The 10,555-nt window shown below is 73.0% G+C and carries 8 protein-coding genes; all 8 read right to left on the bottom strand.

The features are described 5' to 3' along the window. Positions 1-23: 23 nt before the first annotated feature. The 8 genes from ACSJJR_RS04310 to ACSJJR_RS04345 all read right to left on the bottom strand — a co-directional run bounded on the left by ACSJJR_RS04310 (position 24) and on the right by ACSJJR_RS04345 (position 10,359). Entirely contained in the window at positions 24-1,340 is a 1,317-nt protein-coding gene (locus ACSJJR_RS04310) for a UDP-glucose dehydrogenase family protein (protein ID WP_435942248.1), read from the bottom strand. Further along, positions 1,331-2,425, bottom strand: coding sequence for a phosphotransferase family protein (locus tag ACSJJR_RS04315; RefSeq protein WP_435942249.1), 1,095 nt, complete (start codon positions 2,423-2,425; stop codon positions 1,331-1,333). Before ACSJJR_RS04315 ends, ACSJJR_RS04310 begins: the two co-directional genes overlap by 10 nt. Then, positions 2,422-3,576, bottom strand: a complete 1,155-nt coding sequence (locus tag ACSJJR_RS04320; protein WP_435942250.1) for an aminoglycoside phosphotransferase family protein — start codon at positions 3,574-3,576, stop codon at positions 2,422-2,424. Before ACSJJR_RS04320 ends, ACSJJR_RS04315 begins: the two co-directional genes overlap by 4 nt. Further along, the gene (locus tag ACSJJR_RS04325) at positions 3,573-5,369 is read right to left on the bottom strand and encodes an ABC transporter ATP-binding protein (RefSeq protein ID WP_435942265.1); all 1,797 of its coding nucleotides are present in this window, start codon (positions 5,367-5,369) and stop codon (positions 3,573-3,575) included. The genes ACSJJR_RS04320 and ACSJJR_RS04325 overlap by 4 nt, the downstream gene beginning before the upstream one ends. A 67-nt stretch (positions 5,370-5,436) precedes the next feature. Beyond that, complete coding sequence (locus ACSJJR_RS04330) at positions 5,437-6,594, bottom strand: glycosyltransferase family 4 protein (RefSeq protein ID WP_435942266.1); 1,158 nt, start codon at positions 6,592-6,594, stop codon at positions 5,437-5,439. A gap of 2 nt (positions 6,595-6,596) precedes the next feature. Then, positions 6,597-7,805: a glycosyltransferase family 4 protein gene (locus ACSJJR_RS04335; protein ID WP_435942251.1), complete on the bottom strand. Its 1,209-nt coding sequence runs from the start codon at positions 7,803-7,805 to the stop codon at positions 6,597-6,599. Continuing rightward, entirely contained in the window at positions 7,802-8,995 is a 1,194-nt protein-coding gene (locus ACSJJR_RS04340; protein ID WP_435942252.1) for a glycosyltransferase family protein, read from the bottom strand. The genes ACSJJR_RS04335 and ACSJJR_RS04340 overlap by 4 nt, the downstream gene beginning before the upstream one ends. 155 nt (positions 8,996-9,150) lie before the next feature. Further along, entirely contained in the window at positions 9,151-10,359 is a 1,209-nt protein-coding gene (locus ACSJJR_RS04345; protein WP_435941460.1) for an IS110 family transposase, read from the bottom strand. Positions 10,360-10,555: the final 196 nt, after the last annotated feature.

Here is a 10,555-nt window from a genome sequence, read left to right on the forward strand (position 1 = left end):
GCGCTGCCCGAGGGCCGTCGGGCTCACCGGCCCACGCCCCGGTAGGTCCAGCCGGCCTCCCGCCACAGCGTGGGATCGAGCGCGTTGCGGGCGTCGACGATGACCGGGCGGGCGACGAGCCGGGCGGCTCGGTGGGGGTCGAGCCCAGTGAGCTCGCGCCACTCGGTGCCGAGGACCACCAGGTCGGCGCCGTCCAGCGCCCGCCACACGTCCGGGGCGACGGCGAGACCGGGGTGCAGGCGCCGCACCTGCTCACCGGCCTGCGGGTCGTGGACGGTGACTGCGGCACCCAGCTGGGACAGTCTGTCGGCGACCTCCAGGGCCGGGGAGTCACGCAGGTCGTCACTGTCGGGTTTGAAGGCGGCGCCCAGGACGGTTACGGCGGCTTCCTCCACGCTGCCGCCGCAGCACTCGACTGCGAGTCGCACGACACGGTCGCGCTGACCCCGGTTGATGGTGTCGACCGCGGCCAGCAGCTGGGCCAGGGGCTCGACCCCCAACAGCGAGGCGCTCGCCCCCAGGGCGCGGATGTCCTTGGGCAGGCAGCCGCCGCCGAATCCCACCCCGGCCCGCAGGTAGCGGGCGCCGATCCGTGCGTCGTGCCCCAGGGCGCGGGCCAGGACCGTCACATCGCCTCCGGTGGCGTCGCACATGGAGGCCATGGCGTTGATGAAGCTGATCTTCATGGCCAGGAAGGCGTTGGCGGAGGTCTTGACGAGCTCGGCGGTGGCGTAGTCGGTGAGGATGCGCGGGGCGCCCTCGTCGAGGATCCGGGCGTAGACCTCATCCAGCACCGACTGTGCGGCCTGCGCCTGCTCGGGCCGGTCGGGCAGGCCATAGACGATGCGGTCGGGGTGGAGCGTGTCGTGGACGGCGAAACCCTCCCTGAGGAACTCGGGGTTCCACACCAGGTGGGCCCGCCCGGCGAGCGCGTCGGCGAGCCCTGCGGCCGTACCCACCGGCACTGTCGACTTGCCGACGACCAGCGGCCGGCGCCGCCCGTCCAGGTGCTGCACCAGCATGTCGAGCGCGGAGCGCACCTGAGACAGGTCGGCCTCACCCGAGCCGGAAGTCTGGGGGGTGCCCACCGCGATGAAGTGGACGTCGGCCCCGGCCACCTCCTGGGCGGTGGGCTCACGGGTGAAGCGCAGCCTGCCGGCGTCAACACCCGCCTTGAGCAGCTCGGGCAGGCCCGGCTCGTAGAAGGGGACCCTGCCCTGGGCCAGGGCGGCGACCCGTTGCGTATCGGTGTCGATGCCCAGCACGTCATGGCCGAGGTGGGACATGGCGGCGGCATGGACCGCACCCAGGTAGCCGCATCCGACAACTGTCACACGCATGAGCTTCTCCTCAGGTTGATGATGCAGGACGACGGTCTTGGTGCCAGGCTCCTGCGCGCCCAGGCGGTGAGCCACGCCCTGGCGGCGGGGCGGAAGGCGTGGACGAGGATGAGACGCAGTGCCGCGCTGCGGCGGTACAGGCTCAGACGCTCCGCGCGTGCGGGCACCGCGGCGCACATGCGCTCCAGGACGGGGGAGAGGCGCTCGGCGCCCCGCTCGCTCAGACGGCCCTGGACGGCCATGAGCTCGGCGTGGGCGATGAGATTGCCCAGGTCCAGCTCGGGCTCGGCCAGGCAGACGGTGTCCAGGTCGAGCAGGCTCAGGGTCTCACCGCTCCACAGCAGCTGGCCGTCATGCAGGTCGCGGTGGCTGAGAGTCAACGGGCTCGGGGCCTGCCGGGTGAGCGCGGCGCAGGTGGTGCCCACCGCACGTGCCAGGGCACGGGGGTCATCGACCAGCCCGGCCAGCAGCCCGCGCCGCCCGGCGTCGTCGAGCCAGCGCCTGAGGACCTCGGCCTCCTGACGGGGGCCGTGGACGGGCAGGTCCGCGTTGGGCCGGGACAGCCCGCCCCACACCTCCGCTAGGCGCTTCCAGCCCTCCATCCCGGCGTCACCGAGCTCGGCGAGGCTGCGTCCGGGTACCCGCTCCAGGTCGATATGCGCCTGACCGACGTCCAGGACGCGCGGGACGCGCAGACCCATGGCAGTGAGGACCTCGGTGGCGGCCCGTGCACCTGGTGACGGTGCGGCACGTAAGGGCCGGGTGGCCTTGCGCACCCGGTCGGGCGCCAGCACCACCGCGCGCCGGGCCGCCCGGTGGACGACGAGCTCGCCGACCAGTGCGGGCGACAGGGCCGCAAGCGCCGGGTCGCACGCGTAGGGCAGCATGCGCACGCGCCCGTCCGGCTCCAGGTGCCCGGCCCTGAGCCGGCCCTGCTCGTCACGGCACTCGATGCTGACGGAGCCGTCCCGGGCGGGCCAGGCCCGCCGGAGGCCCTCGATCCGGGCGAGTGCGTCCAGGGTGCCGGTGGCGGGTGCGGGATGCGGACCGGCGGCGGTGCCCCTGCTGGCGTCGTCGGTGCTCATGGCGCTGCCTTAGCGTGCTCAGCGCATGCGCGCTCCAGGTGCGCGAGACGGGCGCTGATGGCCTCGGCCCAGGAGGGCTGCGCGTGCCGCAGCGGCTCGGTCAGGCGTGAGAGCCCGGCCAGGGTGGTGGCCGCCCACAGCTGGTTCCTGTCCGGTACCCGCCCCGCCTCCTGGCGGTACCCTTCCAGCAGGGCGGTGCCCGCCTCCGGCGGGCAGACCGCCAGGTAGGAGCCCAGGTCGGTGGCGGCGGGAGCGAGACGGGCCCGGTCGAAGTCCGTCAGCCACAGCGCCCGGCTGACGGGGTCGGCCAGGACCTGGTCGGGCGAGGCATCGCCGTGGAGGAGGACCGCAGCCCCCTCCACCCGAGGCGGCAGCACGGCCAGGAGCGCGCGGGTCCGGCGGGCCAGGGCGGGGGCCAGGGGCTCAAGGGTGCGTGCGTGGACCCGCACGAGCGCGTCGGCGGTGACGGGAGCGCTGTCGAGCACCGCCGTGACCTCAGCGGGCAGTGAGGACGTCGAGGCGTGCAGCCTGGCGAGCAGGGCGCCGGCCCGGCGGGTGCCCTCCAGGTCCGGTGTCCGTTCCAGGTCGGTGCTGCCGCACAGCTGCTGAAGGCTGTAGTGCTCCGGGTCCCAGTCCCCGCCCAGCTCGGTGAGCCGCGGCACGGGCACCGCCCGTCCGGCGGCACGGTGGATCGTCTCGACACGTCGCCCGCCTGAGGCGCGTACGCGCAGCACCCCGTCAGGCGTGCGCAGCACCAGGCGTCTGACCGGGTTGTAGCGCAGCACCGCCTCTGGGGCGATCTGCTCCAGCAGCCCGCGCTCGCGGGCCCGCCCCAGGTACTCGACGAGCTTGGGGTCCGCGAGCTCGGGGCCGGCCTGGAGGATGAGCCCCCGGGGCAGGGGACGGGTGAGGACCGGCACGCCCCGGCGTTCGGCACGGCGCCGGACCTTGGTGGCCTTGGGGGCGGCGGCGGGCCACAGCACGCGCGCCCAGCCGGCGCTGCGCTCCGAGTGGGGCGCGGACAGCCCCATGAGCACACCGGTCCCCGGCTTGATGCGCAGCCGTGCGGCGCGCACCGGCCGGCCGAGCAGCTCACTGAGGGCGTCGGCGTCCAGGACGGTCTGCACGACACTGAGGACCAAGGTGCTCATGCTCCGGCCTCCGCATGCGGGGCGGTGGCGTGTGCCCCGCGTGACGTCGTGGCGGGCGCGGCCCCGGCCCAGGTGCGGAAGACCTCGGAGGAGGCCAGCAGCCGGCTGGGTGCGCCATCCATGAGGATCCGGCCGTCCTGGAGCCACACGACGCGGTCGGCGCGCAGCGCCGCCTGCGGGTCGTGGGTGACGGTCAGGGTGGTGCGGCCCGCGACCAGGTGGTCGATGGCGTCGAGCACGATGGCGGCGGCGTCCTGATCCAGCCCCGTGGTGGCCTCATCGAGCACGACGATCCGGCAGTCGCGCAGCAGGGCGCGGGCGATCGCCACGCGCTGACGCTGGCCGCCGGACAGGGTCCCGCCCCTCTCACCGACCGAGGTGTCGTAGCCCTGGGGCAGTGCGCGGATGAAGTCGTCGGCGAAGGCGGCGCGCGCCGCCCGCTCGACCTCCTCGTCGCCGGCCGCGGGACGTGACAGCCGGATGTTCTCCCGGATGCTGCCGGTCAGCAGGACGGCCTCCTGGTGCAGCACCGAGACCTGGGAGCGCAGGTGGCTCAGGCTCAGCTCGGTCAGTGGCTGCCCGTCCAGGCTCACGGTGCCGGAGGTGGGGTCCATGGCCCGCACCACGAGGGAGGCGAGCGTCGACTTGCCCGATCCTGAGGGGCCGACCAGTGCCACGTGCTCACCGGGGCGGATGGTCAGGCTGATGCCGTGCAGCACCTCGGTGCCCTCGTAGGCCGCCCTGACACCGTCGAAGCGCAGCATGCCCCGCACACGGCGCAGCACGATGCCGTGACGTGGGGAGACGATCTCGGGCTCGATGGCCATGAGAGTGGCGACGCGCTCGCCCGAGGCCGCGGCCCGGGAGATACGACCGGTGTACTTGGCCATGTCCCGCAGGGGCTTCATCGTCGTGCGCAGGTAGGTGGTGAACAGCACCAGGTCCCCGGGCGTCATGGCGCCCTGAAGGACGCGCAGACCGCCTCCGACCATGACGACGGCGGTCGCCACCCCGACGATGACGTCGGTGCGCCGCTCCAGGCGCGCCGCGATCCGCCGGGACTGGACGCCCTGACGCAGGGAGGCCGTGTTGACTCCGCTGAAGCGCGCCTGCAGGAGGGGCTCGAGCCCGTAGGCCTGGACCACCTTGATGGCGCCGAGAGCCTCCTGGGCGGTGTTGGCCAGGTTGCCCTCGGAGCGTCGGCTGCGCCGGGAGGCAGCGGTGATCCGCTTGGAGCTGCCCGAGGACGTCAGAGCGAAGGCTCCCACCGCCAGGAGCACGACGACGGACAGCAGCGGGTCGAGCACGACCATGACGACGAGCATCACCAGCAGGGTCAGGACGTTGGCCGCCAGGGGCAGGCCCGCCGTGACGGCCACCTCCTGCATGCGGTTGACGTCGGAGACGAGGCGCTGGACGGTGTCGGCGCTGCGGTTGCGGGCGTGGAACTGCTGGGACAGGCCCTGGACGTGGCCGAAGGCCCGCGCCCGCAGGGAGGCGGAGGTGCGTGAGCCCACCAGCGTGAATGCCAGGGTGGCCATGTAGTTGAACAGTGCGCGTGCCGCCACGAGCACCACCAGGGCGGCGCCCAGCGCGAGCAGCAGGCCGGGTCCGGCCGGGGTGGCTCCGGTCGGCGTGCCCAGGGAGGCGACGACGGAGTCGACGACCATCTTCATGGGCCAGGGCTCAAGGACGCGGAAGCCGACCTCCGCCAGGAGCGCGACGGTGCCGCCGACCATGAGGCGCCAGTGCGGTGCGGCGTCGGGACGGATGAGGCGCAGGGTCTGGCGCAGCGCCGAGGGCTCGCGGCCGCCCGCCTGGGCGCGCGGGGCCGGCGGGGGTGTGCTGCCGATGACGTCGTCACCGCTCATGGGACGCCTCCACGGGTGTGAGGATGGTGTCCACCACCGAGCGCCAGGAGTGCCTCTCGACGGCGTGACGGCGTGCGCGCCGACCCAGGTCGCTGCGCCGGGCCGGGTCGGCCGCCAGCGCGTCGAGAGCCTCGGCCAGTGCCGGGGGGTCGGAGGGCGGCACGAGGACTGCGGCGTCACCCACGAGCTGGGGCACCTGCCCGACGTCGGAGGCCACGACCGCGAGCCCGGCCGCCATGTACTCCAGCACCTTCAGGGGGGAGAAGTACTGCTGCTCCTGTCCACCCAGGTTCGGGTAGGGGGCGACGCCGATGGCCGAGCCCGCCAGGTGCGAGGGCATGAGCTCGGGTGCGATGGCGCCGCGCAGGTCGACCCGCGTCCCGAGTCTGGCGGCGCGCCGCTGCAGACAGGCCATCTCGGGTCCGTCCCCCAGGACGCGCAGCTGCCAGCCTCCGCGCGACAGGCTCGCCGCCTCCAGGAGGTCGGCCACGCCGTGCCAGGGCTTGAGGGTGCCCACGAAGGTGACGACGACCCTGCCGGGGTCCTCGGGCCGGGGACGGATGCGCTCGACGCTCACCCCGTTGGGGACGGTGCGCACGCGTGCGGTCGCCTCGGCGGGCAGGGCGGGGACCGCTCGGCCCAGGGCGTCGCGTACCCACTGCGTCACCGGCTCCGAGACGCACACGGTGCTGGTTGCGCTCGTCACCTGCAGGCGCAGCAGCACCCATGCCAGGGACTCGTCCACCAGGTGACGGTGGCGGCGCTGCTCCTCGATGAGCGGGGAGTTGACCTCCAGGACGCCGGGGACGCCCAGCGCCTGCGTGATCTCGGTCAGTGCCGCGCTGAACAGTGAGTAGCGCTCGTAGACCATGTCCGTGCCCCGGGCGCGCACCATCCGAGCGACCTGGTGCGAGGCCTCGAGCTGGGCGTGCTCGCGTGAGGCCGGGTCACGGGCGTCCACGGCCAGCCGGTGGACCGTGAGGTCGGCGAGGTCAGCGGGACGGTGGTCGCCGGTGCGGGCCGTGTAGAGGGTCACCTCATGGCCACGGGCTCGCATCTGACGGATGACCTCCTGGACGTGCACGCAGGCGCCCTTGGTGCCGAAGACCGGGATGCCCGGGTCGGTGCAGACGTAGGCGATGCGCATGCTCACCGCCCCCGTCGTCCGGGCGCCTGCCAGCCCGACAGGACCGCGGCCTGGCGGCGAGAGTCGAACTGCTGCTCGATGAGGCGACGGGCGGAGCGGGCCAGCTCGAGGGTGCCAGTGGCGCCCGAGGCGATGGCGCCCAGGGCGCGGGCCAGCTCCTCGGGCGATCCCGGGGGCAGCAGCACCCCCGTCTCGCCGTCGCGCACCACCTCGGGCAGCCCTGACACGGCCGTGGCCACCACGGGGGTCCCGCAGGCCATGGACTCCAGCACCACGGTGGGAAGGCCGTCGAGGTTGCCGTCGGGTGCCTCGACGCAGGGGGCGGCGAAGACGTCGGAGCGGGCCAGCAGCTCGCGCACCTCCGCCTGGGTCATGGGGCCGAGCAGACGCACGTGCTCTGCCAGTCCCAGTGAGCGGATCTGCTCGCTCAGCGCCGGGTGCTCGTCGCCCTCGCCGGCGATGTCGACCTGCACGGCGACGCCGTCGTCGAGCAGGATCCGGGCCGCCCGGATGAGGTCGGTGAAGCCCTTCTTGACGACGAGCCGCCCCACCGCGCACACCCGCAGCGGCGTGCCCACGGGATGCGGGTCGCGGTAGGGGAAGCGGGCGAGCTCGAGCGCGTTGTAGCGCAGGCTGATGCGCGCCCCGCTGCCCGCCAGCAGCCGGCCGAGGTAGTCCTCGTTGAACCTGCTGATGGCGATGACCCGGTCGGCGTCAACGCACACGCGCCGCAGCCACACGGGGTCCACCGACTCGTGGAAGATGTCCTTGGCGTGGGTGGTGACCGTGTAGGGCACGCCGGTCAGTGAGGAGGCGATCCACGCCAACCTGCCGGCCAGGGAGGCGAAGTGGGCGTGCAGGTGCTCGATGCCGTCGGCGCGCACGAGGCGGGCCAGCTCCAGGCCCTGGGCGACCTCGTCGCCGGGCAGGGTGGTCAGTGCCGGCAGGATGCGTGCGAGGCGCTCCGGGTCGGTCCCCTCCAGGCACCGGGACATCTGGTCCCACATCTCGCTGCCCTTCCAGGGACGGCTGACCCAGTGCACGCCCGCCCGCACGCGTGCGATCTCCGGGTGGAAGCGGCTGTCCGTGGTGGGGCGCAGCGCGTAGATGGACAGGTCGTCCCCCAGCGCCTCCCGTGCCAGCATCTCGGTGACGATGAAGGTCTCGGAGAAACGGGGGTAGACCTTGAGGACGTAGCCGATGCGTGTCATGCCGCCCACCCCTGCTGGGTGTCGTCGGTGAGCAGCGCGTGCGCGAGCACCGGCACGCTCGCCAGACCCGTCAGGTCGATGCGCTCGCGGCTCACGTGCCGGCCGACCGCCGAGGCCGCCCACCGTCCCAGGGCCGCCGGGTCGGTCTGTGATAAGCGCAGGAGCTCGACGGCGCCGTGGCGCGCCAGGGACCTGGCCCGGATGAGCTGCTCGAGACGGGGCGTCTCTCGGGGGACCACGAGGGCGGGCGTCGAGGTCGACAGGATCTCGCACAGGGTGTTGTACCCGCCCATGGAGATGACGGCGGCGGCGTCGTTGACGTGGTGGCTCATCCCGGGCCAGGCCCGCACCACCAGGGTGCGCGGGCCACCGGCGCGGGCGACCTGCGCGACCTCGGGCTCGCCGAGCTGGGGGCCGCAGACCACCACGTGCCGGTGCCCGGCGGGCGGCTCCATGGCGGCGGCGTGGCGGAGCAGAGGCAGGGCGTCCGAGCCCCCTCCGGCCGTGGTCAGCACGAAGGGGCCGGGAGGCACCGGGGACGTGGTGCCCGGGGTGTCGACGGCGCGTCGTCCCAGCGCCAGGTAACCGGTGAAGCGCACCCGGTCCGCCAGCGCCTCGGGGCCCTCCCCGGTGCGCAGGAGGTTGTGCACGGCGGGGTCGCCGTAGACCCACACCTGGTCGATGAGCTCGCGCAGCTGGTGGCCGGGTCCGAGCCCCGCCCACTCCCGGGCCATGGTCTCCGGCTCGTCCAGGACCTCGCGCAGCCCCAGGACCACGCGTGTGCCGGGGTGCAGCCGCCTGAGCGAGCGCAGTGGCTCCAGCAGCTCGTGGCGCACACCGTAGGGGTGGCGGTCGATGATGAGCAGGTCGGGCGCGAAGGAGGTCAGGGCCGCCTCAAGCACCTGGGAGCGCAGTGCACGCAGCTGGGCCCGTGTGGAGCGCAGGCGCCGGGGCCGGTACCCGTCGGCCGACTTCATGATGCCGGGGAGCACCAGCCAGTCGAAGCCCGGGGGCACCTCGAAGCCCGCGCCGGGTGTCAGCCCGGCCACGAGCAGGCCGGTGACCTGGGCGTGGGTGAGTGCGGGAAGGGCCCGGGCCAGGTGGTGGGCCAGGGCGAGGTTGCGGCGCAGGTGACCCAGCCCCTGGGCGTCGTGGCTGTAGAGCATCACCTTGATGGGCGCGGTGGCCATGCTGCCTCCTCGTGGTTGACCGGGGCGGTGGTGCCAGGCCGGTGGGGCCTGTTCCTACGGTGCCGAGACCGGTCAAGGTCACGATGAGGTCAGAATGAGGAAGCTCTAAGGGTGTGCGCTCTCAGGGTGGTGGGGGGGTGCCCCTATGTGGTGTGTCAAGCGGCGGCGGGTAGTTTCGTGGCTGGTTGTGGGTCGTAGAGGGCTCCATCTCGGATCATGGCGTGCAGGGTCAGGATGCGGCGGTGGGCCAGGGCGAGAACGGCCTGGTTATGACGCTTGCCCTGGTCTCGTTTGCGCTGGTAGTAGGCCCGGGAGACGGGGTCGGAGCGCAGGGAGGCGAAGGCGGACAGGAACATGGCGCGCTTGAGCCTCTTGTTGCCGCCGTGGGAGACGTGCTCACCACGGATCGATGAGCCGGAGCGGCGTGTGACGGGAGCGAGCCCGGCGTAGGAGGCCAGCTGGGCGCCGGTGTCGAAGGTCTTGCCCAGGGTCTCGGCCAGGAAGACGGCGGCGGTCCTGACCCCGATCCCGGGCATGGAGATCAGGACCTCATAAAGAGGGTGGGCCTCCACCAGGGCCTCGACCTGGGCGGCGACATCGGCCCGCTGAGCGTGCAGGGCGATGAGCTGCCTGGCCAGGTGAGGTAGCACCGTTGCGGCGGCGTCGGTGCCGGCGACCACCACGGTCTGGTGCTCCAGGGCCGAGACGATCTGGCCGGCCCAGGTGGCGTGCCGCCTGCACCCGTGCTTCTTGAGCCTGGCGTCAATCCTTGCCTTGCCCGCTCGCTTCAGATCGGCTGGGGTGGGCCAGGCGGCGATGACCTCCAAGACGGCGTCGTGCTCCAGCCAGGGCCCCACCACGGCCTCGAGGGCGGGGTGGATCTGGGTGTACAGGCCCCGGATCCGGTTAGCGCTCTGGTTGACCTGGCGGGCCAGGTCCAGGTCGAATCCCGTGAGCATCGACAAGGCGGCCGCGTCCTCGTCCGAGGCGCTGACGGCTCTCAGGGTGTGAGGCATGCTCCTGGCCGCGCCGGCGATGACGGCCGCGTCCTTCGCGTCGGTCTTGGCGCTGCCCGGCGTCAGGTCGGCGATGCGTCGCATCGACAGTCCGGGCAGGTAGCCCACGGTGATGCCCATGTCCTGGGCCACCGCCACGGCCAGGGCCCCGATGGTGGCGGGCTGGTCGACCACCACCAGCAGCCTCCCGTGGTCGGCCAGCTTGCCGTAAAGGGAACGCAGACGTGCCTCGTCATTGGGAAGGGGCTTGTCGAGGACCTTCCGCCCGTCCCGGCTCAGGGCCGTGGCCCAGTGGTCCGTCTTGCCGACGTCGATGCCGATGAAGACCTCGATGTCCTCGATATCCATCTCTCCTGCCGCCTCTCGGTCAAGTCGATACGGGGCCAGCCGGTGGACGACCGGTTCCGCACCCACGTTACGAAAGACCTCACACGCGGTGGGTCGTTCCCCTTATCAGCGGTCACCAGCGTCCGGCTGCTGCGGGTGACAACACCCCCCGGATCATCTACGGACAGGGGCAAGACATCATGCCCACAGCAACTGG

The sequence above is a fragment of the Actinomyces sp. W5033 genome, from assembly GCF_051303165.1.